Origin of the sequence: Streptomyces sp. NBC_01224 (assembly GCF_036002945.1) — a bacterium.
GTDB lineage: Bacteria > Actinomycetota > Actinomycetes > Streptomycetales > Streptomycetaceae > Streptomyces.
The window spans coordinates 9,051,630-9,077,834 of record NZ_CP108529.1 but is presented as its reverse complement, the minus strand read 5'-3'; the positions used below and the strand labels follow the sequence as shown (position 1 = coordinate 9,077,834).

Annotated in this window: 23 protein-coding genes and 9 pseudogenes; 21 read left to right on the top strand and 11 right to left on the bottom strand. The window is 67.5% G+C overall.

Going from position 1 to position 26,205, the window contains the following annotated elements; genetic code table 11:
• The first annotated feature begins 260 nt into the window (after window positions 1-260).
• The 5 genes and pseudogenes from OG609_RS41185 (at window position 261) to OG609_RS41165 (ending at window position 3,523) form a co-directional block, all read left to right on the top strand.
• On the top strand, window positions 261-1,175 hold the full coding sequence (locus tag OG609_RS41185) for a ketopantoate reductase family protein (RefSeq protein WP_327278359.1): 915 nt from the start codon (window positions 261-263) through the stop codon (window positions 1,173-1,175).
• A gap of 72 nt (window positions 1,176-1,247) precedes the next feature.
• Window positions 1,248-1,606 (top strand): annotated as a pseudogene (locus OG609_RS41180) (transposase); the annotation flags it as partial.
• Complete coding sequence (locus tag OG609_RS41175; protein ID WP_327277456.1) at window positions 1,581-1,967, top strand: hypothetical protein; 387 nt, start codon at window positions 1,581-1,583, stop codon at window positions 1,965-1,967. The pseudogene OG609_RS41180 and the gene OG609_RS41175, both read left to right, overlap by 26 nt.
• A gap of 198 nt (window positions 1,968-2,165) precedes the next feature.
• Complete coding sequence (locus OG609_RS41170; protein WP_327277455.1) at window positions 2,166-3,011, top strand: sugar phosphate nucleotidyltransferase; 846 nt, start codon at window positions 2,166-2,168, stop codon at window positions 3,009-3,011.
• The gene (locus OG609_RS41165) at window positions 3,008-3,523 is read left to right on the top strand and encodes an NUDIX hydrolase (RefSeq protein WP_327277454.1); all 516 of its coding nucleotides are present in this window, start codon (window positions 3,008-3,010) and stop codon (window positions 3,521-3,523) included. Before OG609_RS41170 ends, OG609_RS41165 begins: the two co-directional genes overlap by 4 nt.
• 193 nt (window positions 3,524-3,716) lie before the next feature.
• Here OG609_RS41165 and OG609_RS41160 read toward each other — a convergent pair.
• The 3 genes and pseudogenes from OG609_RS41160 to OG609_RS41150 form a co-directional block, all read right to left on the bottom strand.
• Window positions 3,717-4,364: pseudogene (locus OG609_RS41160) on the bottom strand (DUF5655 domain-containing protein); the annotation flags it as partial.
• A gap of 55 nt (window positions 4,365-4,419) precedes the next feature.
• The gene (locus OG609_RS41155) at window positions 4,420-5,085 is read right to left on the bottom strand and encodes a nitroreductase (RefSeq protein WP_327277453.1); all 666 of its coding nucleotides are present in this window, start codon (window positions 5,083-5,085) and stop codon (window positions 4,420-4,422) included.
• 188 nt (window positions 5,086-5,273) lie between these two features.
• Complete coding sequence (locus OG609_RS41150) at window positions 5,274-5,531, bottom strand: hypothetical protein (RefSeq protein WP_327277452.1); 258 nt, start codon at window positions 5,529-5,531, stop codon at window positions 5,274-5,276.
• A gap of 162 nt (window positions 5,532-5,693) precedes the next feature.
• Between OG609_RS41150 and OG609_RS41145 the strand changes: the two genes are divergently transcribed.
• The 4 genes from OG609_RS41145 (at window position 5,694) to OG609_RS41130 (ending at window position 9,057) form a co-directional block, all read left to right on the top strand.
• Complete coding sequence (locus tag OG609_RS41145) at window positions 5,694-6,590, top strand: phosphotransferase (protein ID WP_327277451.1); 897 nt, start codon at window positions 5,694-5,696, stop codon at window positions 6,588-6,590.
• Between the two features lie 54 nt (window positions 6,591-6,644).
• Window positions 6,645-7,453, top strand: a protein-coding gene (locus OG609_RS41140) for an IS5 family transposase (RefSeq protein ID WP_327277450.1) whose coding sequence is annotated in 2 segments (ribosomal slippage) — window positions 6,645-6,992 and window positions 6,995-7,453 — 807 coding nt in all. Because the reading frame shifts where the segments join, the coding sequence is not laid out codon by codon here.
• Between the two features lie 252 nt (window positions 7,454-7,705).
• The gene (locus tag OG609_RS41135; protein WP_327277449.1) at window positions 7,706-8,158 is read left to right on the top strand and encodes a hypothetical protein; all 453 of its coding nucleotides are present in this window, start codon (window positions 7,706-7,708) and stop codon (window positions 8,156-8,158) included.
• Window positions 8,159-8,217: 59 nt separating this feature from the next.
• Window positions 8,218-9,057 (top strand): transposase family protein, encoded by an 840-nt coding sequence (locus OG609_RS41130; RefSeq protein ID WP_327277448.1) that lies wholly within the window; start codon window positions 8,218-8,220, stop codon window positions 9,055-9,057.
• Between the two features lie 48 nt (window positions 9,058-9,105).
• Here the strand turns inward: OG609_RS41130 and OG609_RS41125 are convergent, their stop codons facing one another.
• The gene (locus tag OG609_RS41125) at window positions 9,106-9,474 is read right to left on the bottom strand and encodes a VOC family protein (protein ID WP_327277447.1); all 369 of its coding nucleotides are present in this window, start codon (window positions 9,472-9,474) and stop codon (window positions 9,106-9,108) included.
• On the opposite strand from OG609_RS41125, the gene OG609_RS41120 reads away from it, so the two are divergent.
• The 4 genes and pseudogenes from OG609_RS41120 to OG609_RS41105 all read left to right on the top strand — a co-directional run.
• On the top strand, window positions 9,473-9,667 hold the full coding sequence (locus OG609_RS41120) for a hypothetical protein (RefSeq protein ID WP_327277446.1): 195 nt from the start codon (window positions 9,473-9,475) through the stop codon (window positions 9,665-9,667). The two genes, OG609_RS41125 and OG609_RS41120, sit on opposite strands and share 2 nt — an antisense overlap.
• 3 nt (window positions 9,668-9,670) lie before the next feature.
• Window positions 9,671-10,150 (top strand): annotated as a pseudogene (locus OG609_RS41115) (transposase); the annotation flags it as partial.
• Window positions 10,147-10,545, top strand: coding sequence for a hypothetical protein (locus OG609_RS41110; RefSeq protein WP_327277445.1), 399 nt, complete (start codon window positions 10,147-10,149; stop codon window positions 10,543-10,545). The pseudogene OG609_RS41115 and the gene OG609_RS41110, both read left to right, overlap by 4 nt.
• A gap of 6 nt (window positions 10,546-10,551) precedes the next feature.
• Window positions 10,552-10,647, top strand: a pseudogene (locus OG609_RS41105) (IS5 family transposase); the annotation flags it as partial.
• A 30-nt stretch (window positions 10,648-10,677) separates the two neighbouring features.
• Here OG609_RS41105 and OG609_RS41100 read toward each other — a convergent pair.
• Together OG609_RS41100 and OG609_RS41095 are read right to left on the bottom strand one after the other, a co-directional pair.
• Window positions 10,678-11,121: a nuclear transport factor 2 family protein gene (locus OG609_RS41100; protein ID WP_327278358.1), complete on the bottom strand. Its 444-nt coding sequence runs from the start codon at window positions 11,119-11,121 to the stop codon at window positions 10,678-10,680.
• 173 nt (window positions 11,122-11,294) lie between these two features.
• A complete protein-coding gene (locus OG609_RS41095; protein WP_023547126.1) occupies window positions 11,295-11,699 on the bottom strand; it encodes an mRNA interferase PemK in 405 nt (134 codons plus the stop codon).
• A gap of 166 nt (window positions 11,700-11,865) precedes the next feature.
• On the opposite strand from OG609_RS41095, the gene OG609_RS41090 reads away from it, so the two are divergent.
• A complete protein-coding gene (locus OG609_RS41090; RefSeq protein WP_327278344.1) occupies window positions 11,866-13,104 on the top strand; it encodes an IS701 family transposase in 1,239 nt (412 codons plus the stop codon).
• A 115-nt stretch (window positions 13,105-13,219) separates the two neighbouring features.
• Here OG609_RS41090 and OG609_RS41085 read toward each other — a convergent pair.
• Window positions 13,220-14,700 (bottom strand): annotated as a pseudogene (locus OG609_RS41085) (NF041680 family putative transposase).
• A 186-nt stretch (window positions 14,701-14,886) separates the two neighbouring features.
• Between OG609_RS41085 and OG609_RS41080 the strand changes: the two are divergent.
• The 5 genes and pseudogenes from OG609_RS41080 (at window position 14,887) to OG609_RS41060 (ending at window position 18,472) form a co-directional block, all read left to right on the top strand.
• Window positions 14,887-15,657, top strand: a complete 771-nt coding sequence (locus OG609_RS41080; protein ID WP_327277444.1) for a transposase — start codon at window positions 14,887-14,889, stop codon at window positions 15,655-15,657.
• A 311-nt stretch (window positions 15,658-15,968) separates the two neighbouring features.
• Window positions 15,969-16,262: pseudogene (locus OG609_RS41075) on the top strand (transposase family protein); the annotation flags it as partial.
• 70 nt (window positions 16,263-16,332) lie between these two features.
• Entirely contained in the window at window positions 16,333-17,082 is a 750-nt protein-coding gene (locus OG609_RS41070; RefSeq protein WP_327277443.1) for an ISAs1 family transposase, read from the top strand.
• A 198-nt stretch (window positions 17,083-17,280) separates the two neighbouring features.
• Window positions 17,281-17,622 (top strand): annotated as a pseudogene (locus OG609_RS41065) (transposase); the annotation flags it as partial.
• A gap of 49 nt (window positions 17,623-17,671) precedes the next feature.
• The gene (locus OG609_RS41060) at window positions 17,672-18,472 is read left to right on the top strand and encodes a DUF317 domain-containing protein (protein WP_327277442.1); all 801 of its coding nucleotides are present in this window, start codon (window positions 17,672-17,674) and stop codon (window positions 18,470-18,472) included.
• Window positions 18,473-18,665: 193 nt separating this feature from the next.
• Here OG609_RS41060 and OG609_RS41055 read toward each other — a convergent pair whose 3' ends face one another.
• The 4 genes and pseudogenes from OG609_RS41055 to OG609_RS41040 form a co-directional block, all read right to left on the bottom strand.
• A complete protein-coding gene (locus tag OG609_RS41055) occupies window positions 18,666-19,445 on the bottom strand; it encodes a hypothetical protein (RefSeq protein ID WP_327277441.1) in 780 nt (259 codons plus the stop codon).
• Between the two features lie 598 nt (window positions 19,446-20,043).
• Window positions 20,044-20,961, bottom strand: coding sequence for a DUF4232 domain-containing protein (locus OG609_RS41050; protein ID WP_327277440.1), 918 nt, complete (start codon window positions 20,959-20,961; stop codon window positions 20,044-20,046).
• A gap of 1,040 nt (window positions 20,962-22,001) precedes the next feature.
• On the bottom strand, window positions 22,002-22,523 hold the full coding sequence (locus OG609_RS41045) for a hypothetical protein (RefSeq protein ID WP_327277439.1): 522 nt from the start codon (window positions 22,521-22,523) through the stop codon (window positions 22,002-22,004).
• Window positions 22,524-22,848: 325 nt separating this feature from the next.
• A pseudogene (locus OG609_RS41040) lies at window positions 22,849-23,918 on the bottom strand (hypothetical protein).
• Between the two features lie 278 nt (window positions 23,919-24,196).
• Between OG609_RS41040 and OG609_RS41035 the strand changes: the two are divergent.
• Together OG609_RS41035 and OG609_RS41030 are read left to right on the top strand one after the other, a co-directional pair.
• Window positions 24,197-25,587: pseudogene (locus OG609_RS41035) on the top strand (IS1380 family transposase).
• 186 nt (window positions 25,588-25,773) lie between these two features.
• Entirely contained in the window at window positions 25,774-26,100 is a 327-nt protein-coding gene (locus tag OG609_RS41030) for a hypothetical protein (RefSeq protein WP_327277438.1), read from the top strand.
• The last annotated feature ends 105 nt before the right edge of the window (window positions 26,101-26,205 follow it).

The window sequence follows — 26,205 nt, the reverse complement described above, 5'->3', positions numbered from 1 at the left end:
TCTTCATTGGCGCTGGTCAGCGGCTTGGGTGTGGGGAGTGTAGCGGGCTGGAACAGGGGCGGGGCGGTCTTTGCCGGGTCGTCCCGCGTCGTGATCATTGGGTGGTCCGGTTGAGGATCAAGCTCTCCTGATACGGCGCCTCTGCGCGTTCTGGTCCGCACCCCCAGTCGCACGCATGGCGGGCACCTCTGCAAAGATCGTCTTGAAGGCGGCCACCGATCATCGGGGCCGACCTACGAGAGGACAACTTCGTGACGCTCATGACGAGCAAGTCCACGGTGGCCATTTTGGGTCCGGGCGGCATCGGCGGTCTGCTGGCCGCCCTACTGTCCCGCTCCGGCCACCGCGTCATCTGCCTGGCCCGCGAAGCCACGGCACACACCTTGCGCAGCAGCGGGATCGAGGTACATAGCCGCCAGTTCGGCGACTTCACCGCAGCCGTGGAAACGGACACCGAACTGCGAGAGCCGGTCGACGCGTGCCTGATCACCGTCAAGCAGACCGCTCTGGATACCGCACTTACCCGCGTCCCGCCCGCAGCCCTCGGCGACGCCCTCGTCGTACCGCTGCTGAACGGCGTCGAACACCCCGCCACCCTCCGCGCTCGCTACCGGCCTGACCGGGTGGCCCCCGGAGTAATCCGCGTGGAGTCAACCCGCCTTGCCCCCGATGGCACCAGGCCCGTCGTCATCGAGCACGGCAGCCCGTTCGTCGAGATCGACCTGGCCGCCGGCACGGCACCCCGCCCCCACGTCGAAACCCTGGCGACCGCCCTGTCCGCCGCGGGCGTGACGGCCCGCCTGACTGAGGACGAGACCACAGCCCTGTGGGCAAAAATGGCCTTCCTCGCCCCCTTCGCCCTCCTCACCACCCGGTACGGCGCGCCCCTCGGAGAGGTCCGCACCCGCCACCACGAGGAGCTGGAGAGCCTGGTCGCCGAAACCGCCGCGGTCAGCCGCGCCTGCGGCGCACCGGTGGACCCCGCTCAGGCCCTGGCGCGCTACGACGCCTTCCCTCCCGACGCCAAGTCCTCCATGCAGCGCGACGCGGAAGCGGGCCGGCCGCTGGAACTCGACGCCATCGGCGGAGCGCTGCTGCGCGCGGCCGACCGCCACGGTGTGCTCGTGCCGGTGGCGACCCGCGTGGTACGGGAACTGCAGTCCGCAGGCCACTAGGGCATATATCGAGTCGTGATCGTTCCAGGGATCGGCCCTTACGGAAGGGATTGATCCGGAAGATCATCTTGGATGGCTCGCGCGCAACTGACGGACGTGGAGTGGGAGTTCATTGGGCCGTATCTACCGATCGGGAGATACGGCCCGTACCCCGAGCGGCTGCGGCAGCAGTTCGAGGGCGTGATCTGGCGGTTCAGGCCCGGTGGGCAGTGGCGGGAGATGGCGCAGGAGTTCGGTGCCTGGTCGACCGTCCATAACCGCTTCCGGCAATGGCGTGACGCCGGTGTCTTCGAGGCCCTGCTGGGCCTGATCGCGGAGGCTGCGAAGCGGGGGAGGTGAACCTGTCCCTGGTCAGTGTGGACTCCACGACCGCCCGCCCGCCCCACCCCCGCCACCCTGCTCTACATGCAGGCGGTCAACGAACTCCTCGGCCTGCACGTCACCGATCCCCAGGCCGGGTTCAAGGCGTTCACCCGCACCGCCCTAGCCGGCGCTCTGCCCCGGGTCACCGACCACCGGCTGTCCTTCGACACCGACCTGCTCGGCGCCCTCCAGCACACCGGCAACCACATCGTCGAGGTCGGTGTCGCCGCCCTGCACCGCTACGTGGACGGCCAGGTCGGCACGCCCCGCGACTACGACACCATGCTCGCCGCCGTCCACCAGCAGGCAGTGCGCCACGGGCTCGACCCCAGCGACCGGGCCACCCCGATCTGGGACCGGATCCGCGAGGCCGGCTCACTGACCGCCGCCGCGGCCCCCAAGCCCCTCTCCGTTTCGATCACACCCTGACTCGCTGATCCCGAAGACGCACACCGCCAAGCCGCCGCGCTCAACAGCGCTGGCGGCTCGGCCAGTTGAGCGCCCCCGCCGCGGGCTGCGGGTTCACGGAAACCGTGCGCGGTATGCGTAGACTGTCGCGCCTATCCCGCCCCGCCGGGCCCTGCCGGAGGACCACAGGCAGAGCCCGCACCCACCCGAAGGGCCCGCGTGAGTCGCGCCGTCATCGCCGTAGCCGGCATGGGAACCCGCTTCTTCCCCATCGCCAAATCGGTCAACAAGTGCATGCTGCCGGTACTCGACCAACCCGTCCTCGCCTACGCGGTCGCCGACTGCCTCGCCGCAGGCGTGCGCGAAATCGCGATCGTCACCTCGCAGGGTGAGGGCGGACGGCAGGTCCGCCACTACTTCACCGAAGACCACGGCATGCGGGACTACTTCGCCGCCCGCGGCTGGCAGAAGAAGTACGAGCCGATCGCGCACCTCCACGACCAGGCAGACTTCCACTTCATCGAACAGCCCCGCGACGGCGACCGGTACGGAACCGCCCTGCCCGCGATCCTCGCCGCCGACTTCATCGGCGACCACGACTTCTTCCTCATCGCCGGCGATGACCTGCTCCTGCGAACCGACGGCGGATCCGACCTCGCCGCCCTCGCCGCCGCCCGCGACGCCGCCGGCACCGCGGGTGCCGTCGCCGCCGCCACCGTCCCCGGCAGCGACGCCCACCGGTACGGAATCCTGAAGCCCCGAGCCACGGAGGACGGCCAGCAGGTACTGGACGATCTGTTGGAAAAGCCGACCGCCTACAGCGCACCGACGGCCTACATCAACATCAGCCGCGCCCTACTTCCCACCGCGGCCACCGCCTACTTCGAGAAGCTCACCCCGGCCGCGAACGGCGAGTACCAGGCCACCGACGCCATCACCGCCTTCGCCCGCGACCACGACGTCCTCATCCACCCCGTCGCCGGACAGTACTTCGACTGCGGCAACCCAGCGGGCTGGCTGGCCGCCAACAACGCCGTCGCCCTCCGGTCGGGGACGATTTCATGACCACGACCGGCGCCGTTCCGGCCATCGCGATCCGCACCTGCGCAGCCATCATCGAAAGCGACGAGATCTGCCTGATCCGCCGGGCCCGGCCCGATGGAGACCAGTACTCACTGCCGGGCGGGCTCCTCCACCCGGAAGAGGAAGTACCTGTCGCCCTCGCCCGCGAACTCAAGGAAGAGCTCGACCTCGATGTCACCGCCCTCCCCGACCGTCCCCGGTTGCGCTGGGCACAGGACGAGATCACGACGCGGCCCGGCAGGACCGGCACGTTCCGCCGTCTCCACCTCATCCATCTTCTGGCCATCCCCCGCTACGTCCGCGCTGTCCTCCCGGCAACCGAGCAAGACGCCGAAGACATCACCAGCGTGGTCTGGGTTCCCCTCGCGCAGGCCGCCGAACGCCACCTCTGCCCCGCCGTTGGCAACGCACTCAGCCAGCTGACCGAGCCCGCCGACGCGCCCAGCAACGTACTGCTCCCCCCGATCACCGACCAGACGTACACCTGGCGCTGATCCAACGGCCCAGGGTGCCTACTCATCGGCCAGCAAGGTGGCGCAACATAGCGCGGGATCTCCGGTCAACCAAACCGGCGATCCCGCGCATCATCGAACTTCCACCGCCACGCCCTGCCCGTACGTCGAAAGGCACTACACGACGACCTCAGATCAAGCGCAAATCGCTCACGGCCAGAATGCCGTCGAGCCATCACGCTGCTGCGTAGCTCGCGCGGAACAGATCCTGCGCTCGCTCCACGTCCCTCGGCGTGCGGAGCTGAACCTCCAGATCGCCCGTCCCGTGGTGGCCGAGCCCGGTCACGTCTCGGGTGAACCCGGGAAGGAGGTCGACGTGCCTCGGGTCGGCCTTCAGGTAGACCAGGAGCTTGCTCCGCTGGGGCGGGCAGACACAGGCGAAGTTTCGCAGCTTCTGGAATGCCGTGTACTGCTTGCGCTCGACGCGTTTGATGCTGCCTCCGAGCCCGAGCAGCGCCTCCTCGGCCGCGCTCACCACCTCCACCATCGACGCGCCCTGGACGTCGACTGCCGCCCGCGCCTCACCCTGTCGGCGCACCCGACGAGCTATCTGTATGCCGCCGCTGACGGACGCCACGGTCTCAAGCCCGAGCAGGTCGCTGCCGAAGAGTCGGTAGCGGACCAGGTCGATCGACCTCCGGTGCTCGCGTACGGCGTGTACGTCGTAGCGTGTGAAGTCGCCGGCGATACAGATCAGACGCGGTCCGCTCCACAGCACCTGGGATGCGGCCGTAGCCCCGAGCCGGTCACGAACCAGGTGCTCGAACTCGGACCGGTGATCCATCAGCCACGAGAGATAGAACAGGCCCTGGTTGATGACGCCTTCTCTGAACCACGAGTTGCGAGGATCCGGGCCGACGCCAGACCGACATGCCCGGTCACCCTCCGATGAAGCTCACTGTTTCTGTCATGTCAGCCCGCCCGGTACGCAGCCGCGGCACGCCCTCCTTCTCGAATCCCACCGAGACACCGCAGAACAGCACGAGCCCGTCATCGGCTCCGACGATCTGGCTGACGGTCTTGCGATACATCGTCCACATCACCTGAGGGCAGCTGTGCAGCCCTTCCGCCCTCAGTAACAGCATGACCGTCTGCAAGTGCATCCCCGCGTCCCCCCACTGCCCTGGCCCCATCGTCCGGTCGAGGTAGCAGAACAGCACGACCGGTGCCCCGAACGCCTCCGAGTTCAAGGCGGCGATCTTCATGGGCCTGTCGGGGTCGTCGCGCTCGATCCCCAGCGCTTTGTACCGCTGGGCAGCCGCGGCGGAAAAACGGTCCACATACGGCGAGGTCAGTTCGGCCGGGTACATCGGATACTCCCGCTCATCCCCCGGGTCTCCCGCCAGTGCCCTGGCCGTTGCGCGCCTCTTCAGCTCGGCCAAGGGCTCGCCGGTCACGACATACACATGCCACGGCTGGAGGTTCCCGCTCGACGGAGCCCGCGTCGCTGCGGCCAGCACACGTTCGAGTATCTCTTTGGATACCGGCTCATCGCTGAACGCCCGCACAGCCCGGCGACTGTCCACAGCTTCATACACATCCACGTCTACTCTTCCCCTCACTCAACGACAACCACCTCTATACCGTCTTCAGCACGCACAAGAGGCAACAGGTGATCCGGATCGCGCTTCGGATCTGCGGCAGGCGGCAGCCCTGTTCCTTGGCCTGTCGATGCGATGGGCCTCCGCCTGCTCCACGAGGCGGTGGACCGGTTCGTCGGTGATCGGACGAATCACGGAGCGGGCTCCTCAACGTCACTGGTGCGGATCGCGATCTGGGCGAAGGTGGGCATCCCGAGGTCGACGGCAGTGCCGCGGCGAGTCTGCTCAGCATCAAGCTGGGCGAGTTTGTCCTCCGCCCCGGCAAGGCTCACTTGCAGCCCTTCCACCTCGCCGAACCACCCTTCGCGATCGGCCTCGGCGATGCGGGCGAGGAGGTTGCCGCGGATCTCAACAAGCCGGTCACGCTGGGCGGGGTCGGGCCAGAGCATCGGGCAGCGGATGCAGGCTTCTCTGAACTTTGGGGCCTGTCCGCCCCAAAGCGTCTGATCTGCAGCTTTCTGAAACCGAATCGGTGACGCCAGAGGAATCACAGCGAGATGTTCCGGAGAGCGAGAGCCGCTCCCCCTGCCGCCTCGGTACTGTGTCTTCGCATGACCGACACCGAGATCGAGATCACCGCAGACCTGGTCCGCGACCTGCTGCAGGAGCAACATCCAGACCTTGCAGGGCTGGCCATTCGCGAGGTGGCGGGCGGCTGGGGCAACCAAATGTGGCGCCTCGGGGACGAGTTGGCCGTGCGCATGCAGCGCATGGACCCCACTCCGGCGCTCCAGCTGAAGGAGCGGCGGTGGCTACCGGTGCTGGCCCCGGGCTTGCCGCTCCCGGTGCCGCTCCCGGTGCGGTTCGGCGAACCGTCCGAGCGCTTCCCCAAGCACTGGACCGTGATGACGTGGGTTCCCGGCGAGCCGCTGGACCATGGCTCGATCAGCCGCGGCGACCACGCGGCCGACACGCTGGCGGGTTTCCTCCGGGCGCTCCATGTGGAGGCGCCCGCCGAGGCGCCGACCTCTACGGACTTCGGTGCCCATCCTAGGAACTGCACGGACGGCTTCGAGAACTTCTTCCAGGCCGTTGGCCCCAACGACATCGCTGCCGATGTCCGGGCCGTCTGGGACGACGCCGTTGCGGCCCACGCGTGGGAGGGCCCGCCGGTGTGGGTGCACGGCGACCTCCATCCCGCGAACGTCGTCGTCTCGGACGGAACGCTCTCGGGCATCGTCGACTTCGGTGCCATGTTCGCCGGCGATCCGGCGTGGGACCTCGCCGCCGCATGGGTGCTGCTGCCTGCGGGCACGGCCTCACGGTTCTTCGACATGTACGCGCATGCAGACGAGGCGGCGATCCGGCGCGCCCGCGGGCTGGCTGCAATGAAGAGCCTGTTCCTGATGCTCATGGGGCAGAACGGAGATCGGGGCCTTCCCGGCGGCAAGCCGCACTGGGGACCTGCAGGCCGGGCGGCACTTGATCGTGTTCTGAATGGCGTTTGATGCACGCTTCTTTAGACGTCGTTTCTTATGGCGTGATCGCTCGTTGAGTAGTGCATGACGGATCTGGTTGAGCGGTTGATGCCGGGTGAGTTGTGGGTGCTGTTCCGGCGGGTGGTGCCGCTCACGGAGGTGAAGCGTCCTCAGGGCGGCGGTCGACGACGGGCCGGTGACCGCGAGACTCTGGCCGCGATCATCTTCGTGGCCACCTCGGGCTGTACGTGGCGGCAAATGCCGCCGGTTTTCGGCCCGGCCTGGCAGACCGTCTACCGGAGGTTCGCCCAGTGGAGCCGGGACCGGGTCTGGGCCCGGCTCCACCGCGTCGTCCTGGACGAACTCGGTGCCCGGGGCGAGCTGGACTGGTCGCGGTGCGCGATCGACTCCGTCAGCGTCCGGGCGGCAAAAGGGGGCTGCTGACAGGACCGAATCCGACCGACCGTGGCAAGTTGGGATCGAAGATTCACCTGATCACTGACCGGAGCGGGCTGCCGCTGTCGCTGGGCATCTCCGGCGCGAACATGCACGACAGCCAGGGACTGGAACCGCTCGTCCGCGGCATCCCTCCCATCCGGTCCCGCCGCGGACCTCGCCGCAGGCGACCGGCCAAGCTGCACGCGGACAAGGGCTACGACTACGACCACCTGCGTCGATGGCTCCGCCAACGCGGCATCCGTCACCGGATCGCCCGCAAGGGCATCGAGTCCTCCACCCGGCTCGGCCGTCACCGCTGGGTCGTCGAGCGAACGGTGTCCTGGCTCGCCGGCTGCCGACGCCTGCACCGTCGATATGAACGCAAGCCCAAGCACTTCCTCGCCTTCGTCGGCATAGCCGCAACCCTCATCTGCCACCGCCGACTCACCAAGTGAAACGACGTCTAAGTTACCGGTGTTGCCTCTAACCTCGACGCCCGCGCCGTGCAAGGCGAAGTCCTCCGTGGCTCGTTCGCGGTATCAATGAAGCTGCGCCATCTTGAAGTGGCTGGTCAGGGTGCTGGTGTGATGTCGTTTCGGGGTGCTCGTGCTGGTCGTGGGCGGCAGTCTCGGGTGTAGATCGTCTGGCAGGAGTGGGTTTGTGGATTCCCGTCCGTCGTCGCGGGTGCCGCTCCTACGCTCCGGCCCATGATGGATCCCGAGGTGTTGGAGCGGATCGCCGAGCGTGTGGAGCTGGACGGAGTCGAAGAGCAGCTGGTCAAGCAGCTGTCGGAGGTACGAGCTGAGCGCGATGAGCTGGCCGTGGCCGAGCGGGTGTGGCAGCGGATGAGCGAGCAGCTCGCCGACGAGCGCACGGAGGCCGGGTCGCCGGTGGTCCAGGTGGCAGGTCGGGCGGTGCGGCTGGTCCCGGACCGTGGGCCGGCGGTGGCCGAGTCCGCACTGCCGGCGGAGTACCAGCGCATCCTGACCGCCGTGCGGCAGGCCGCCGGCCCGGTCTCCACCCGTCAGATCGGCAAGGTGCTGGGCTTGGACGCCGGGGTACGGGGCAAGCTGGAGCCGCTGCGCGGGAAGCTCACGAAGCTGGCCGACCGCGGCTGGCTGCACAAACGACCCGACGGGAAGTTCACCACCCGCCCGTGACCGGCCCGCACGGCGACCGGAGCGTAACCAAGGTGCCCCCCGGCGGCTGTTGGAATTGTGTGACGAAAACCAAAGAGCACGCCGGAGACACCGTGTCCCTGGTCTACCAGTGCCGCCTGCCGCTGTCCACGCACACCCTGAACTACCTCACCGACCTGCTGCGACGCCATCTCAAAGCGATACGGTCGAGGTGGCGGGCGCTGCCACCCGGGAGGATCGCGGTGATCGTCCTGGCCGTGCTGCGGCACCATAGGCGCCTGGCCGACATGGCCGGCGGCAACGACATCTCCGCCACCACCATCCGGCGCTGGCGCGACGAGCTGATCCACCTGCTGGCCGCGAAGGCCCCTCGCCTGGACCGCGCCCTGAAGAAGATCGCCCGGCGGGGCGGCGAGGTCGTCCTGATCGACGGCACCCTCATCCCCACCCAGCGCCGTACCGGAGAGGCGAACCGCCCGAACTACTCCGGCAAGCATCGCCGCCACGGCCTGCACGTCCTCGCGCTGACCGACGAGCGGGGCCGTCTGATGTGGATATCGGCCGCCCGGCCCGGCCGCACCCACGACATCACCGCCGCCCGCCGCGACCACATCCTGGCCCACCTGCGTGCTGCCGGCCTCGGCGCCCTGGCCGTCCTGGGCTTCCTCGGCCTGGACGACGACGGGGACGATCCCGTGGTCGTCACCGGCTTCAAGGCCACCCGCGACCGCAGGCTCGCACCCGCCGAGAAGGAGGCCAACCGGGTCCTGGCCGCCGGACGCGTCCCCGTCGAACGCGGCTTCGCCCACCTGAAGAACTGGCGGATCCTCACCAAGCTCCGTACCGACCCCGCCCGCGCCACCCACCTGTTTCGCGCGCTGCTCGTCCTGACGAACATCGAGGCCACTACCGACAATTGATCTCTACCGCAGGTAGCCCACGACCAGCACAAGCACCGCGGAACAGCGTCACCGGACCGGGATCGGCTGAGTGAGGTTCACCGGGTTGCCGTCGGGGTCCCGGATGTGGGCGACGCGCTGTCCCCACGGCATGTCGTTGGGGCCGCCGCGGACCGAGCCGCCCAGCGCCGCCACCTGGCCGAGCGTCTCGTCGACATCGTCGACACCGATGCTGAGCAGGATCCGCGACGCCGCCCCAGTCCCCGGGTTCTCCTTGGCCACCAGCCCGAGGTCGGTGTCGCCGATGCGCAAGCCGAGGTAGAAGGCCGGGCCTTCCGCCGGTACCCGGAAGATCTCCTCAGCGCCGAACAATTTCGTGTAGAAGCCGAGCAGAACGTCCTGGTCGGCAGTCACGATCACTGGCTGGATAGTGGACATGGCACTCCTGTCGAGAACGGTCGTGTCGCTGGATAGACCGTTCGAGGACGGTGAACTCATCGGCAAAACCACCCCGCCGGACGATCTACAACACAGACTGCCGCCCACGACCAGCACGAGCACCCTGAAACGAGGTCACGCCACCCCGCTGACCAGCCACTTCAAGATGGCGGAGCTTCAATCAACGTTGTGATTGAAGGCGACGGGACTGGATGCGAACAAGAAGACGCCTGGCCGCAAGCGTGGGCTCACTGTGGACGTCATGGGCCTGATCATCGGAGTGGTGGTCCTGACCGCGAGCGCGCACGACAACGAGGCCGGCATCGCCCTGCTGGACCAGGCTGCCGAACGATGCGGGATGCGCCTGGAGAAAGCCCTGGTCGACCAGGGCTTCAAGGACGCCGTGATCACCCACGGAACGGTGAAGGACATCATCATCGAGGTGGTCCGGCGCAACCCCGACGACCAGGGCAAAGGCTTCGTCCCGCGACCGAAACGGTGGGTGGTCGAGCAGGTCAACGGCACCCTCATGCTCCACCGACGCCTCGCCCGCGATTATGACCACCGGCCCGACAACGCGGCCTCCCGCGTCTACTGGGCCTCCACCGCCGGCATGCTCCGCCGCCTCACCACCCCCACCCCCGCCTGGCGTGACGACGTGGAGCTGGCCGCGTGAACGTCTCCGAACTCCTGCGGCTGCTGCAGACCGAACACGACGAGACCACCGCACGTGCCGACAGCCTGCGCAAGCAGATCGAGCGGCTCACCACCGCCCTCGCCGGGGCCGAGGCTCGCCGGGTCGAGCTCGCCCCCACCCGCAAGGTCATCGACGGTCTCGCCCCGCCCGACCATGTACCGGCCGCCACGGAGACCGCCACCGTCTATCAGCGCATCGTGACTGTTTTCAACGAGCACCCCGAGAAGGTGTTCCGCGTCCGCGACCTGCACGAACATCTCGGCCTGCCCACCGACGAGCCCTCGATCAACGTCACCCGTTCCCGCCTGGGACGGCTCGTTCGCCAGGGAATTCTCGAGCAGCCCGGACGTGGCCGTTCTCAGAAACGGACTTAACGCCCTCTCAAGCGGCACCGCGCGGTCGCCACGAGATACGACAAGCTCGCCGTCCGCTACGAAGCGACCGTACTGGTCGCAGCCATCAACGAGTGGCTGTGACCAGCATCCTCATGCTCGTCCTGGTGGCCTTCACTGGTCTTCGGTGTCGAATGCCTGGGCCACGGCGAGGCTGTCCTCGTAGATATGGTGCCGGGTGACCAAGCCGTCTTCGAAGGTGAGGTGCATAGCGAACCGCGCGCGATACGCACGTCCGGTGGACCGAGCGGTCTGGCGAATCTCGCCGATCACGACCGCGTCGTTTCCGTCGATGAGGATGCGCTCAACCTCAGTCGCCACCTGCTCCGGCACGTGGTGCTCGGCAAGTTCGCGATAGTGGGCGGCCGCGTCGGCCCGGGTGGACCGATGACGGATCCAGGGCGTGGCAGTACGACCGTGCTCGGCCTCCGGCCAGTTCAGCTTCCAATCGCCCCGCTCGGCGTACAGCTCGGCGATGCGCTCGGGGTCGCCCTCACCGATCCTGCGCAGTAACTCCTCAACCGCGGTCCGTGTGTTCGTAGATGTGGCTATGCACATGATTGGCCCCTCCGTATGGTCCGCGTCCTGCTCACGCGGCGAGATCACCAACCTAGTACTCCAGCCGTAGATCGTGATCTCGGTGGTGAGGGGCGCCGAGGCGGCAGGTGGCCAGCGTCGATCATCTCGCCCGAGATCGCCCACGCCGTCGCGGGCGTCGGCTCCTTCTCCGTCTACCCGAGTTCACCGAGACGGAGGGCATCCCTTATCTCGCTGAGCTTCGCGGTCGTGGCCGGGGTCCGCTCCTGCGCTTGTTCAGCGAGTCGGAGGGCGTCGTCAATCTCGCTGAGCTTCACGGAGGACAGGACGGCCGCCCGCTCTATCAGGTCGTCCCGGGACACAGTGGTCAGCCACGTGCACGGGGTGAAGCCTGGACGCGGGAACGCGAGCCGCAGCACGCCTTCGAACGGCAGTCCTTCACCGGCGCCGACCGTCACTTCGATGCCCAGACCGCTGATGTCGACGCCCGCCGGAGCGACGACCTGCATCACCCGGATCCCGGACGTGTCGTCTCCCGACAGCAGTACGACCAACCTCCGCTCGTCGAACTGGACCCACCAGACTTCGCCACGTTGCACAAGTCCTCCAGACACATGACGGCAGGCAGACGCTGCGCGACCCTGACGCGCTGTGGAGACGGGTGCGGCCACCGTTGATCATCGGTGTGTGAAGACTGAAGATCATGCGGTGGCCGCAGGTCACAGCGTAGACCCTGCCCGCTGGCAGGAGGCGTTCGAGGGCCTGATGGCCCGGATCGCGGGCCGGTTCGCACGGGTCGAACCCCGACGTCGGGTCGGGCGGTTGGTGCTCGGGCTGCTGTCGGACCTGCCGCGCAAAAACTGCTGGACCATCGCAGAGTGGGCCGGAGAGAGCACCCCGGACGGCATGCAGCACCTGCTCGGGCGGGCCAAGTGGGACGCCGACCAGGTCCGCGACGACGTGCGGGCCTACGTGGTGGAGCATCTGCGGGACGACCAGGCGGTTCTGGTGGTCGACGAGACCGGCGACGTGAAGAAGGGCACCGACACCGTCGGTGTCCAGCGCCAGTACACCGGCACCGCGGGCAGGATCGAGAACGCGCAGGTCGCCGTCTATCTCGTCTACGCCGGCCGCCGCGGACACGCCGCGGTAGACCGGGAACTGTACGTTCCGCGTTCCTGGACCTCGGACCCCGACCGCTGCCGGGCCGCCGGACTCGGTGACAAGACCGAATTCGCGACCAAACCGCAGCTTGCCGCCCGCATGGTCACCCGATTCCTGGACGCCGGCCACCGGGCCGCCTGGCTCGCGGGAGACGAGGTCTACGGCGGCAACCCGACGCTACGCGCCGCGCTGGAAGAACGCGGCACCGGCTACGTCCTCGCGGTGGCCTGCTCGCACGAAGTCACCACAGGCGCCGGGAAGTTCCGCGCGGACACGCTGGCCAGGAAGGTGCCCAAGAGGGCCTGGCAGAAGCTGTCCGCAGGGAGCGGAGCCAAGGGCCACCGCTTCTACGACTGGGCCGTCATCGACCTCACCGCCCCCCGGCCCGGGAGCCGGCAGTTGCTGATCCGCCGCAACCGCAGCACCGGCGAACTCGCGTACTACCGCTGCTACTCGCCGGCCGCCGCAGTGCCGCTAACCACCCTGGTGCGCGTCGCTGGATCAAGGTGGCGGGTCGAGGAGTTTTTCCAGTCCGGCAAGGGCCTGGCGGCCTTGGACGAGCACCAGGTCCGCCGCTACCCGTCCTGGTCCCGCTGGGTCACCCTGGCCATGCTCGCGCACGCCTTCCTCGCCGTCGTCCGCGCGAACGAACACGACCGCGATCCCGCACCAGACGCCCTCATACCGCTCACCTGCAACGAGATCCAACGGCTGTTCATCACGCTCGTCATCCGGCCCGCCTTTGACCCGGTCCACCGGCTCAGCTGGTCCGACTGGCGACGCTGCCACCAGGCCCGATCCCAGACCAGCCACTACCGGCGGCAAGCCGCTCGAACGTGAAGATCACGATTTACGGCTGGAGTACTAGCCCGCACAGTCCGGGCGAGACGATTACCTCCTGAGTAAGGCAACGCATCATAAAGATCCACTTTCCAAACGCACCCTAACTTGATCTTTAACCTGTGCGGCGTGGACGCGGGGTTGTTGACTTCTTCGTCCGTCGTTTTGCGGGGCCCGGTTTGCCGACTGTGTGCACGTCGTAGCGTGGTGTGGGCCAGGTGTTCTTGCGACCGGATGGCCGTCCTGGGCCGGGGCGGGAGGATTTCGGTGCTCTGGCAGGACAGGCCGCCTTCGGGCGGAGGTGCCGGAAACCGCGGCGGACTCGGGCGGGAGTGAGCTTGTCGGGCGGGCTCGGTTTCTCCCACGGCCGTCGCAGGTCGGCCGCCAGCGGGCGGGCCAGACGTAGTTGGGTGAACACGGCGAGGATCAGCCAGGTCCACCGGTCGGCTGCTTCGGGGGTGCGGATCTTCGGGCAGCTCCAGCCCAGGGTCTGCTTGAACAGCCGGAAGGTGTGCTCGATGTCGAAGCGCCGCAGGAACGCCTGCCACAGACGGTCGACGTCGGCTGTGGTGGCGTCGGTGCCCGACCACCACAGCCACACCGGCTTCGGTGTCGCGCCGCTGGGCAGGTGCTCGACCTGCAGGCGGATCACGGTGCCTTCGATCACCGGCAGGGAGCCCAGCTGGGCAGTCCAGGCGGAGCGGTGGGTCAGTCTCGGGTGGAGCCGGTCCCAGGCCCGTGCGGTGGCGGTGCCGTAGAGGCGGGTCTCGGTCACCGTCTGCGCGTCGGGTGTGTTCCAGGTGGTGGGGTCGCCGAAGACGAACTCGCCGCCGTGGCGGGGTGGGCGGCCCCGGGTGCCGGGCGCGCGGGGCGGGACCGTGCGGCGCAGGACGCGGTCCGAGCGCATCCGGCCCAGCACCTGCACCGGCAGATCCTTCACACCTGCACCGGCAGATCCTTCAGCAGGAAGGCGAGGCGGGGCACGTCGTATCCGGCGTCCACCACGATCAGAACGTCCGGATCGCCGTCTTTCCACTGTCCGGCCGCCATCAGCCGCTCGACGAGTTCACGCATCTGCCCGGCCGTGACGGTGGCGGCATCATCTCCCGGGGCCAGACGCAGCGCGTCCAGCGGGGCGGTCCATGAACTGCGGCCCGTCTCCAGCGCGCAGATCACCGAGTACGGCCAGCCGGGAACAGGAATGTGCTGGTCCTTGCCCCGGCCGTAGGTGTGACACAGGATCCGCTGCGGTGAGGTGTGCGCGCTGGGCCGCAGCCAGCAGGTGATGTCGGCGGCCAGCATCAGCCGGCCGTCCGCCGCCCGCGGTAAAGACACCGCGGCCAGGGCCCGCCGCAGCCTGCCGACATCGACCTGGCCCGCGGCCAGGGCGTCGTAGAGCCCACCGTGCCCGCGACGATGCTCGCCCACCAGCGACAGCTCCACCAGCGACCGGACCGGACCATCCGCACACAACACGGCATCCGCAAGCTCGAACAACGCATCCGCACGCCGGGTCAGACAGGAGTAGAACTCACCCCGGAAGCATGACAGTTCCGCAAACGGATCCTGCCCGACAGCATGATGCAACAGACTCATTCCCACGGCCTTCGCGCTGAGCTTGTGTGTTTCTTGGTCGGAGCACATGCTCAGCCGAAGGCCGCCTGCACGCACGGCAGTTACCAGTCCGAGTGATCAAGTACGACGAGTCGTTCGACCTCCGAGGTTAAAGATCAAGCTAAAGGCTGTCCCGCAACTGCTGGTCACGAGTGAGATGATCTCGTCGTGTCTGGTGTGATCACGGCGTCGGAGCCGTCTTGGATAGCCCCGTTCTCCGGGTTGAGCCCGCGTCAGTTCGGCAAGCTCATCAACGCGTTGCGGCGCGACGGGGCGGACCCGGTCCGCAAGGGCCGGCCCTGGGGTCTGCCGCTTGAGGACCGCGTCCTGCTGGTCGCCGCCTACTGGCGAACCAATCTCACGCTGCGGCAGTTGGCGCCGCTGTTCGGCATCTCGAAGTCGGCCGCCGACCGCATCATCGACCACCTCGGCCCGTCGCTGGCGCTCCAGCCCCGCCAGCGGTTCCGCAAGGACACCGTGCTGATCGTGGACGGCACCCTGGTCCCCACGCGTGACCACCAGGTCGCCGAGCAGTCGAAGGATTACCGGTACTCGACCAACCACCAGGTCGTCATCGACGCCGTCACCCGACTCGTCGTCGCGGTCGGCCGGCCGCTGCCCGGCAACCGCAACGACTGCAAGGCGTGGGAGCTGTCCGGCGCGAAAGCCGCCATCGGCCGCACCACGGTGATCGCGGACGGCGGATACCGGGGCACCGGCCTGGTCATCCCGCACCGCCGCGAGAATGGCCAGACCGAACTCCCGGCCTGGGAAGAGGAACACAACACCTCCCACCGCAAGGTCCGCGCCCGCGTCGAGCACGCCTTCGCCCGGATGAAGACCTGGAAGATCCTGCGCGACTGCCGCCTCAAGGGCGACGGCGTACACCACGCCATGCTCGGCATCGCCCGCCTGCACAACCTCACCCTCGCCGGGTAACGAAGAAACAGGCAGGTCAACGAACACGTCGTAGATCATTTACGGGACAGCGCTTAGCTGAGCTGGTGTTTCAGGGATGTCGCACGTTGACGTGATCACCAAGAACGTTCCAGTCCTTTGGGGCTCTTTCGTGTCTGCCGTGGGTGAGTGCGTCGGCGCCAGGGGCAGGGCTGAAGCATTCTCGCCTGTCGAGATGGATGGTTGGTGACGATCGTGGCCGTTCGGCCTGCTGGGCCCGGTGAACGAACGAAGGACGCGACCTCCGATGATCAAGGTGTCGAAGCCGTTGATCGTCCAGAGGTCGCGTCTGTATGCCAGTTTCCACGATCGAAGTCCTGTCCTGCCGCCGCGCCCGCATAGCGGACTCGCCGACCGACGAGCCCGAGGAACTGGTCCGGCTTGCCGAGGTGTTGGAGGCTCTGCCCGATCCGCGCCGACGTCATGGGCGCCGCTACCGGCTCGGCGCCCTGCTGGCCGTGTGCACCCTCGCCGTCCTCGGCGGCTGTACCACTCTGACGTCCATCGCCCGCTTCGCGGCCGGGATGCCGTCGGAGTTGAGAGCCCGCCTTGGCCTGGGAACTGCCGTCCCGCGGGCCTGCACGCTGGGCCGCCTGCTGGCCCGGATCGACGCCGATGCCCTGGACCAGGCCGTCGGCCACTGGCTCGCCGATCAGCTTGGCCCCCACGACGGTCTGCGGGCCCTGGCGGTGGACGGGCGCCGCCGTCGTGCACGGCGAGAAGGCGGTGGTCGCCCAGCGACAGGTCGACTCCAAGAGCAACGAGATCACCGCGTTCCAGCCGCTGCTGTCCCCACTTCAACTCGCGGGAACCGTCGTCACGTTCGACGCGCTGCTGACCCAGACCGATCACGCCCGCTTCCTCGTCGAGGAGAAGAAGGCCCACTACATCGCCGTGGTCAAGGGCAACCACCCCACCTTGCAGGCAACGCTGAAGAAGCTCCCCTGGCGGGACATCCCTTTGCTGAACAAGACCCGTGCCACCGGTCACGGCCGCGATGAGATCCGACGGCTCAAAGCCGCAACCGTCACCGGGCTCGCTTTCCCGCACGCCGTGCAGGCACTACAGATCGTGCGCCGTCGTCGCGATATCCGTACGGGAAAGGTGACGCTCGAGCGCGTCCACGCAGTCACCAGCCTGGTCGCCGAGCAGGCCACTGCCGTCCAGCTTGCCGCCACTGTCCGTGGACACTGGCAGGTCGAGGCCCTGCACCACGTCCGCGACACTACCCTCCGCGAGGACGCCTGCCGCGTTCGCACCGGGAACGCACCCCGCCCTCTGGTCACCTTCCGCAACCTCGCGATCGCCCTGGCTCACCTCGTCGGCTGGACCAACCACGCCGCAGCCGCCGATCACTACCGGTCACACCCCGACCACGCACTCGACCTACTCATGCCCGCCAGTTGAGAACGCTCGCACCCTGGCGCCAGGGGCGTGGGCTCCTCGTAGGAAATCGCGAGGCTTCACAGAGAGCAACCCGATCAGGAGCTGCCACAGCCTCTGAGAGAGCGGTACGTGACCTGATGTCCGGTTCGTTGTCGCCTGAACGTGTGGCTGTGGGGACTCCGGGCCGGTCAACGCGTTTGGCCGTGCTCGAGTGGCGGGGTGAGCGAGCGCAAGTCCTACAAGAGCGACTTATCTGATGAGCGTTGGGCGCTGATCGAGCCGGTGATCACCGCGTGGAAGGCGAAGCATCCCTCCGTCAGCGGCCACCAGGGCAACTACGAGATGCGGGAGATCGTCAACGCGATCTTGTACCAGTCCCAAACCGGCTGCCAATGGGACTACTTGCCCCACGACCTGCCGCCGGCCGGCGCGGTGAAGTACTACTTCTACAAGTGGCGGGACGACGGAACTGACCAGACCCTCCACGAACTGCTGCGCTGTTCGGTGCGTGAGCGGGCCGGGCGATTAGAGGACCCGTCCCTGGTGGTCCTGGACACGCAGCGCCTTCGAGAAGGCACACGGTGACACATTGCGTCCGGGACCGGCGCCCATGACGGACACAGAGCGCGCCGCGGCCAAAGCTCGAACCTCCCTTGAAGCACCGGCAGTCGAGCGCGAGGCATCCCTCCCGGCACTGGAGACTGTCCCCGCCTACGCCGCCGATGCCGGCGACCACGACGCGCTCCTGGACGCTTTCCTCGACGCTCACGGCGACTGGCAGAAGTGGCGCACCTGGTCCGACGAGACCACCCACGCCATCCACGAGGAACAGACCCTGCGCATCGAGCGCATCCACAACGCCCCTGCTCGGGAGACCGCCTGGACCGTAGCGGCGTACGAAACACCGGTCTCCGACCGCATGTGGGTCCTCACCGCGACCGGCAGCACCCCCGCTCCCGTCCTGCAGGTCCTGCTGGATCACCTCGCCTACAACGACGGCTGGGACACAGCCCTCGGCTCCCCGGTGGACGAAAAGACCGTCACCGCCGCCGCGCAGCCCCTCTCCGATGCCGGGTGGAAGCACACCGTGGACGGACGCTGGATCCGCTGGACGTCTCCCGCCGGAGACGCTGGAGTCCAATTCGACGCCTTCGTCGCGCAGCATCCCATCCAGAACCTCGACACCTGGACCGTCTGGGCGGGTCCGAGCCTCGACCACGCCACCTGGACCCTCACCGCATCTCCGTACACTCCCAGCTCGCTGCTGGCCGACCTGTCGGAAACCCTCGCCCACGGAATCGGCACCCGCCAGCCCTTGCCGCCCACCCGCAAGCACAAGGCCGCCCTCGGGACCACACCGCCGGCCACCTCAGCGGCCACGGCCTCGCGGCCCATTCACCTCGCACGCTGAATCGTGTGACTGAGCGCGAAGCGGACTTCAGAGCGGCTTTAGGTCAGCCAGCCCAGAGGATCGGCCCTTGCTTGAGTGCAAGGAGTTCCGACTCCTGCGGGGCCGGCCACATGTCGACGAGGTACTGAAGTCCCCGGTCCGGCCGGTCCGGGTGATCACGCTTCTGCGAGGGGAAGCGGTCCGCGCACGTCGCCTACCGCACGGCGACGTGATCCCCGGTCGACGACTTCGCCCCGGAGGTGGAGTTCCCGTAGTACGTCCACCGCCATGTCCCCGACCCGGTGGCCTTCACCGTGGTCTTGAGCGCCCCCGTACTACTCGACGTCGCCTTCTTGACCGTCGTGTACGAGGATGCGCCCGCCGCCTTGAACTGCAGGCTGACCGTGCGGCCCGCGTACCCCTGGTACGTGTGGGTGTCCCAGTTCGCGCGTGTGACCCGCCCGGTCACGGTGATCGTCTTCCCTTTCGCGACCGGCTCCGGCGAGGCGTTGACAGTGACGCGTGTGGCCCGCTTGACCTGCAACGGAAGGTCCTTGTCGTCAGTGTCGTGGGCGTCGCCGGCGAGAAAGACCCGAGCAGCAGTTCGCCAGGTGCCGGCGTCCTCGTTCCCGAAGTCACGGTTCTGCGGGTCGATGTACAGCCATTCCTCGAAGTCGCAGATTCCTTTCGCCCTGTCCACGACCTTGCAGTCGCTGGTGATGACGGAGCTGTGCAGGGTGTCCCCAGTGTCGGGCTTCCCCCGGTAGGGGAACACCGTCGGCCCGAAGTCGTATCTGAGTTTGGTCGTCATCCGGAAGACCGCATGCACCTCGACCTCCTCCTTGACCCCGATCACGATCGGCTTCCCGCCGTTCACCGAGACCCGGCTGAAGGAGACCCCGCCCTCCGCCGCCCCGGACGGCACCGCCGCTACCCCTGTGAACATGACCGCCGCTCCACCAGCCACCACCGCTCTCCACATCGTCTTCCCCATCTTCGAGCTCGCCCTTTCCCCAGCAGCCTGGACCGAACGCGTAGGCGCACGGCCGGAGGTTCATCCTCACGGCTGACTGTGGGACAGGAGAGGGCCGTACGCGGTTGTACGCGGTGCGGCAACGATTTGATCAACACCGCATCGCCCTGGCCCGGTTCCCGGGAGGGGGGCCCGATGGCTTCACGGAGGATCCGGTGATCAGCCTTCCGCATTCCTGACTCCGCAGCGGAACAGGTGCACCCGAAATCGGTACGTTCACCGCGCCGAGTCCCTATCCTGCCTCCTGAGCCGGGACACGTTAGTCGGCACTGGTGTCCCGTCTCAACGGATCTGGTTTACGACGAGTGGCTCGACCAGCGGCGACCAGATCGGTTGAGATAGGGCGGGAGCCGGATTCTCGGCGGATCTGGTCAGATGCGCGTTGCTCGTGCTGCTCATCTCAGTTGATGTGGTTCGGTTCAGGTGTTGCGACCAATCTGGTCGGTGCAGCTCAGTAGGGCCCTTGGGACCTGCCCCTTGACCCCCGTCCACGATCAGGCGCCGCCCCCACCACCCCCTCTGATGGCCGCAGCGGAGGCACTGAGACCGGGCGGGGGTCCTACTTCGACGGGCGCGTCCAGGCACGGACGGCCAGCTTGCCGGTGGTGCCGAGATCGAGGTGGGGCGTCACGGTCACCGGATCGGCGCGCTGCTCGGCCCGCACCCTGACGTACGGGACGTTGACGGCGGCGCCGGACTCGGTGGTGTTGCGCCACATGAGGCCCGAAAGGGCGCTCTCGCCCGGCTTCAGGACCAGCGGGCGGGCCGGCTCGTCAAATCCGGTACCGGTGCTGATGCCACCGCTTCCATGTACGATCCGGACGCCTTGGACGGGTGACAGATCCTTGTCCAGCAGTTCCAGAAGCGGGTAACCGTCAAGTGAGTAGTCGCGCTTCCCGCAGTTCTCCAGGTGCAAGCCCACCACGCGCAGCCCCATCGCGGCGTCGCCGTCATCGGTGGTGAGGCGGATGCCGGAGGGTGGACACTCGCCGGACGCGAGCGGCGCCTCGGCGGCGGGCACCTTGGTCACCCGGGAGACCTTGACGCGGGTCACCCGGGACGCTCCGGGGGCCAGCACCCCCACCCGGACCGTGCCGCGCTCGGTCGCGCCGGGGCCGACCGAGCGCACGGTCTCGTGGCTGTTGCCCATGACTTCGCCGGTGTCCGTGGTGAAGTCGAACAGGATCGTGTACGTCAGCGCCTCGGTTCCGTTGTTGGTGACTTCGTAGGCGGCCGAGATCCCGGAGTCACCGGTGGGAAGGGGGTCGGCGTGGACGGAGAACCCGTCAGATTTGGGGGTGGGCGTGGCGGAGGGGATGGTCACCGAAGTGATCCGGACGCCGTCCACGGGCGGGTCGGTGACGGCGGTCCCTGACGCGGGGGCGACTGCGCCGGGGGTGCCCGCCTGTTCGGATCCGCACGCCGTGAGCAGCAGGAGTGCGGCGAGGGCCGGAAGAAGGGAAGTGACTTTGCGCATCAGGTCACTCCATCAGGGGCGCGAGCGCCGAGCCATGGTGTAAGCCAAAATTCCGGTCACAGGCGTGTCACGGGCCGCCTGCCGAGTGGGCTACTGCGACCTGCGGATACGCGGCTCCGGGCAAGATCAGGGGCACGGTGTTTACTACGGTTGCCTGTTCCGGCCGTGTTTGGCCCCCTCTGAAGGCGCATCGCCGTTCCCGGCCCGGGACGGTAGAGGCTCGACTTCGGTGAGATCGGGATCGCTCCAGGAGCGCGGCGGCATAGGCCTCGTTTTGCTTGGTTGGAGGAACGTCAGCCCCGTCCGCGTCGATGTACTTGTCGTACAGATCCGTGAAGCACTGGGCCGCAGCGGCGTCGCCTGCAGGACGCTCGCCTTCCCAGACAGCAAGGTCATAACTCATGGGTGAAGCCCACCATCCCGCACCGACAGCGGCATCGACGGACCAGACCGCCTGAGACGGAGAGCGAATCGGACCAGATCAACTGAGATCGGAGCCAGATCGCAGAAGACGGGACAGCACTGGCGAGGAGCCGTGAGCTGGCGGTTCCCGGACGACGGGACACGGTTGTTGGAACCAGGTGGTCACACTTCTTGCAACCAACCGTGAGTTGTCGGTGCCTCCGGGGACAGCTATTGGTCGATGTCGACGTGAACCCCGCGCAGCTGCAGCCGAGCCTTGAGGAACTCCATCTCCGACAAGGTCCCCACCAGGCCATCGTGGCTCAGCTCCCCAGCCAGCTCACGAGCGCGCGACAACGAGGCCGCTGAGACCTCCCGAAGGACCTTCAAAGCCGGGACAAGACTGGGGACCGGACCGACCAGCCGGAGCCTGACGGGTCCGTGCGCTGCGAGTAGGGCCTCCCGGACATCATCAGGCGCTGGTCCCCGACCAGCGTGTTCACACAAGTAGGTGCCGCAGGACCCGCAAGAGAACTCCGAGTCCCACCACAACTCATCGTGAAGGATGAACTGGTTCACCTGTCGCACCGCTGTGCTGCCGCACTCGCACCGCGATGTGATCTTCGCTGTCTGACCAGTCACCCGGGCTCCCCCATGTTCCACTCCCGCGGCAGATCCTCGCCGCAGAAGACGCAGACGAAGTCCTCCTCCCGCACGATGTTGAGCTCCCGGCAGGAGCGGCATCGGCGGAAGACCACCTCGTGGGTGAACCCGGATGGGTGATGGATCCCGATCCGGTCCAGGGCCTCGGCCACGGCTGGCCATGAGCTGACGTCCGGGCAGTAGCCGGTCGACTGGTTGCTGACCTCCTCGACCACCCACCGTCCGGACTCCTCGCGGAAGCTCATCTCGCCGGCGCTCAGCACCTCTCCGCCGCCAGCGCACACCACGTGCTCGCTGCGGCGCGGAGCCAGTCGCAGTACCCCGCCGCCATCGACGACGAACGTGAAGGGCTCGGCCAACTCATTCAAGGTCAGCGCAGAGACCCACTCGCCGAAGTCCGCTGACGAGCGGATGCTCCGACCCTCACTACCCGCCCGGACGAGCGCCTTCAGCTCCGCCGGACCCACATACCGATAACTCTGCCCCCGCGTCTCCACGCACACCAATCTAGTGATTCATGCAGCCAGAACCTGGGGAATTACGGGCTCTGGCGAAGACCGCGAGCGTTGATAGGGCGGGACTGCGGCCTCGGCGTTCGCCATCAAGCTCAGTGCCAACAACCAGGTCCAGGTTCCAACTACCGTGTCCCGGCTCACCTCCTGTGCCGAGGCTCAGTAGTTGTCACCGGCGTAAGCCGGATGACGTGGTGAGTGGATCGGTCGAAGCTGTCTGGTTGGCACAAGCGAGGCAAGCCTGTCACACACACTCATGCGGCAGCATTTATGTCACCGGCTACGGAGGGTATGTGACAGGCCCGATGGCTCATTGGATCAGGTCGGTGTGCGGATGCTCGGGGAGGTCGGGCAGACGTAGAGCTGCATGTTGTCGGTGCTGCCCACTTCGACCGCAGTCGGCTGCGAGGGGTCTTGGGCAGCGTAATGGGCGGCGTAGGCGGCGGCCTGGTCTTCACACGGCGCCCAGCTGCGTCCCTCACCACCGTCCCATTCGGAGGAAGCGATGGTCAGCAGCGGGACCATCTGCACATCGCAGACAGTGCAGTATCGACGATACGGGTCGGTGCGGCCCCACGGGGGCCAGCCGCCGACCTTCCAGCCGGGGGCGTCAGCCAGCTCACAGTCATAGAAGTCCCGCGGATGGTCCGCGTAGGCGCTGTCCACGCCCACGCCGGCTGCCTGCCATCTGCTCCGGTCCTCCACCATCAGCCGCATCTCCGGGCTCAGATCGAGGCTGTCGGGGTACTCGGTGATCGCTTCTGGTGCCAGCAAGCACGGCTCGGGCACATAGCCCGGATAGTTCGCCTCGTACGGTTCCGGCGGTGTGGCGAGGATGTCGACGACCGCGGCGGCGGACCGCCAGAACAGCGCGGTCGACGGCTTGTTATCCGGATCGTGGTCGTAAGGGCACCAGAGAATCTGGAGCAGATCGGCCTGGCCGGGCGGCCGCAACAGAGGTATGTCGTGCAGATACAGCTGGGCCACGGGCAACATGGGGACCGGGCACTCCGCGGGCGGAGGGCTGGCAGCGAGTCGCTCCGCGAGCCTCGCAGCGCTCCGTTCCTTGAGCGCCTCCTCCTCGGGCGTTGGCTCGAAACCACCGGAATCAGGGCGCCACCGGGCCCGCATGCGTCTCTCAAGCCGCACTATGGCCGGCGACTGGCGGAACCAACTGTCAAAGTGCAGGTGCGAGCTTTCACAGTGCGGCCACGGCTCCTCAGCCGGCCACAGCAACGGCCCCCCGACCGAGCTCTCCCTGACCGACGGCGACCCCGGGCGGGGATGCAGCCGAATCGCAGGACGCGCCAACGAAGCCAGCTCAGGAAGGACCGCGGTCACATCTACAGGCCGCGGCGGAGTCCTACGTACAAAGACCATGCCGGTGATCCTGCCACCAGCCACCGACAGCCCCCTGCCGCCTCAATCGGCGTCGTTGGCGTCGGTGCTCAGCTGGTCGAGTCCAACGCACGCAGACTGGGCCACGGTGACAGCTTCTCCGAACTAAGAAGCCAAGCAGGACAAGTTGCCCCTTAGCCTTGATCCACCGATCTGATGGCTGTGGATGACTCTTCGAGAAACAAGGAAGTGCCTTGTGACCTGCGATGATGGGAGTTCTTGAGGCTTCCAGCACGCACGATCGGCAAGGCACTTCCGAGATGCAAGTTTCCCATACTCCAGCGGCGGTCTCCGCTGCGTTCGATGACCCGAATCTGGTCGCGCATGCCGGGCTGGTTCCGGTGATGCGGCTGGCCGAACGGTGCGGGCTGTCGGGCCTGGTGGCGCAGAAGGTGAAGCTGAGCGGGACGAGGAACGGCGCGGGTGCGTCGGCGGACGTCAAGGTCAGCAGCATCGTGGCCGGCATGGCGGCGGGCGCGGACAGTATCGACGACCTCCATATCCTGCGGCACGGCGCGATGCCGGCCCTGTTCCGGGGGCCCGTGCGCCGTCCACGCTGGGCACCTTCCTCCGTTCGTTCACCCACGGTCACGCACTCCAACTCCACGCTGTCCACCGCAGGTTCCTCGGTCAACTGGCCGCGCACGCCCCGCTGCTGCCCGGTGCCGGCGACAAGGCGTTCATTGATATCGACTCCACCCACAAGCGGGTCTACGGCCGGGCCAAGCAGGGTGCCGAGTACGGCCGGTTCAAGGGCATCCGCACCCTGCACCCCCTGCTCGCCACGATCTGCACCCCGCACGCGCGGCCGGTGATCGCCACAGTACGGATGCGCCGCGGCAAGGCAGCCGATTCCCGTGGGGCCCCGAAGTTCGTCAGTGAGGCGCTGTCCACCGCCGTCGAGGCGGGCTGCACCGGCACCCGGATCCTGCGAGCGGACTCGCAGTTCTACAACGCCGGGGTGATCTCCGCCTGCCGCCGGGCCGGAGCCCACTTCTCGATCACCTGCGGGATGAATCCCTCCATCAAACGGGCCGTCCTCAGCATTCCCGACCAGGCCTGGCAGCAGATCACATACCCGACCGCGGTGCCCGATCCCGCAACCGGTGAACTCATCTCGGACGCCGAAGTCGCCGAGATACCCGCCTACACCGCCTTCGCCAGCCGCACGAAAGCGCAGCGGGTCACCGCGCGGCTGATCGTGCGCCGGGTCCGCGACCTGGCCAAACCCGCCATTGTGGGTGAGCAGGGCGAGTTGTTCCCCGTCTGGCGCTACCACCCGTTCTTCACCGACCAGCCCGCCGCAACCCTGCAGGCCGAACGCGAACACCGCCACCACGCGGTCATCGAGCAGGTCATCGCCGACAGCAAAGCCTCCGCCCTGGCCCACCTGCCCTCCGCACACTTCCACGCCAACGCAGCATGGCTCACCCTGTGGGCGATGACCTACAACCTGCTGCGGGCCACCGGCGCACTGACCTCGCCCTTCCATACCAAGGCCACCACCGCCACCCTCCGCAGCCACCTGGTCCAGGTCCCGGCCAGGATCACCCGCTCCGCCCGCCGCATCACACTGCACCTACCGCACAACTGGCCCTGGCAGCACACCTGGACACGCCTGTTCTCCACCGCCCACGGACCGGCCGGCTGATACGAAAAGTCCCTGCCCACCCCGCCCGCAAGGGCCCGACCGGAACCCAACCGTGGAAAAGCTGGGCAGACCAGCGGACACAACCTGCCCTCACCCGGCCGCCCGACCCGAAACCGATCAAAAGACCACTCTCAAACCACCTCGGTGGATCCAGGCTTAGCCAGCCGTCCCAGCTACCCTCCGCCCATGGAGCAAGACCACCCCCTCGTTCGCGACGTCTTCCCAGATCTCATCGCCGAGCTGACTGCCCTCCTGGAGGATGAAGGAGAACGTGAGCTGGCGCTATGCGCGTGGGATCTGCGTCTGGTTGACGAGTGCGGCTGCGGCGATGACTTTTGCCAGAGCATCCGGACGGCAGATCATCCGCAGGGGCAGCCGTATGGCCCGGACCATCGGTGCGTGCCTCTCTTGCCCTCGAAAGGCATGCTGATCCTGGACGTCGTGGACGGCCGGATCATGTACATCGAGATACTCGATCGGCCACCCATGCACCGTCAGGGTGCACAGCCGTGACGTTCGCCCGAACGGAACACGAAGTGCGGGCTCGGGCTTGCCAATTCGGGTGCTCGGGCCTACGGATGGGGCCTGGTTCGGGTGCGGGTACGGCCACCGTTGATC

Excerpts from the sequence above, each read along its gene's own strand:
- OG609_RS41175 (WP_327277456.1), top strand. The coding sequence starts at position 1,581 with ATGCAGGCGGTCAACGAACTCCTCGGCCTGCACGTCACCGATCCCCAG.
- OG609_RS41150 (WP_327277452.1), bottom strand. The coding sequence starts at position 5,531 with ATGCTCTGGCCCGACCCCGCCCAGCGTGACCGGCTTGTTGAGATCCGC.
- OG609_RS41125 (WP_327277447.1), bottom strand. The coding sequence starts at position 9,474 with ATGTCCACTATCCAGCCAGTGATCGTGACTGCCGACCAGGACGTTCTG.
- OG609_RS41060 (WP_327277442.1), top strand. The coding sequence starts at position 17,672 with ATGACGGACACAGAGCGCGCCGCGGCCAAAGCTCGAACCTCCCTTGAA.
- OG609_RS41030 (WP_327277438.1), top strand. The coding sequence starts at position 25,774 with ATGGAGCAAGACCACCCCCTCGTTCGCGACGTCTTCCCAGATCTCATC.
- OG609_RS41165 (WP_327277454.1), top strand. The coding sequence starts at position 3,008 with ATGACCACGACCGGCGCCGTTCCGGCCATCGCGATCCGCACCTGCGCA.
- OG609_RS41120 (WP_327277446.1), top strand. The coding sequence starts at position 9,473 with ATGGCACTCCTGTCGAGAACGGTCGTGTCGCTGGATAGACCGTTCGAG.
- OG609_RS41145 (WP_327277451.1), top strand. The coding sequence starts at position 5,694 with ATGACCGACACCGAGATCGAGATCACCGCAGACCTGGTCCGCGACCTG.
- OG609_RS41185 (WP_327278359.1), top strand. The coding sequence starts at position 261 with ATGACGAGCAAGTCCACGGTGGCCATTTTGGGTCCGGGCGGCATCGGC.
- OG609_RS41090 (WP_327278344.1), top strand. The coding sequence starts at position 11,866 with ATGGCCCGGATCGCGGGCCGGTTCGCACGGGTCGAACCCCGACGTCGG.
- OG609_RS41050 (WP_327277440.1), bottom strand. The coding sequence starts at position 20,961 with ATGCGCAAAGTCACTTCCCTTCTTCCGGCCCTCGCCGCACTCCTGCTG.
- OG609_RS41100 (WP_327278358.1), bottom strand. The coding sequence starts at position 11,121 with ATGTGCATAGCCACATCTACGAACACACGGACCGCGGTTGAGGAGTTA.
- OG609_RS41055 (WP_327277441.1), bottom strand. The coding sequence starts at position 19,445 with ATGGGGAAGACGATGTGGAGAGCGGTGGTGGCTGGTGGAGCGGCGGTC.
- OG609_RS41135 (WP_327277449.1), top strand. The coding sequence starts at position 7,706 with ATGATGGATCCCGAGGTGTTGGAGCGGATCGCCGAGCGTGTGGAGCTG.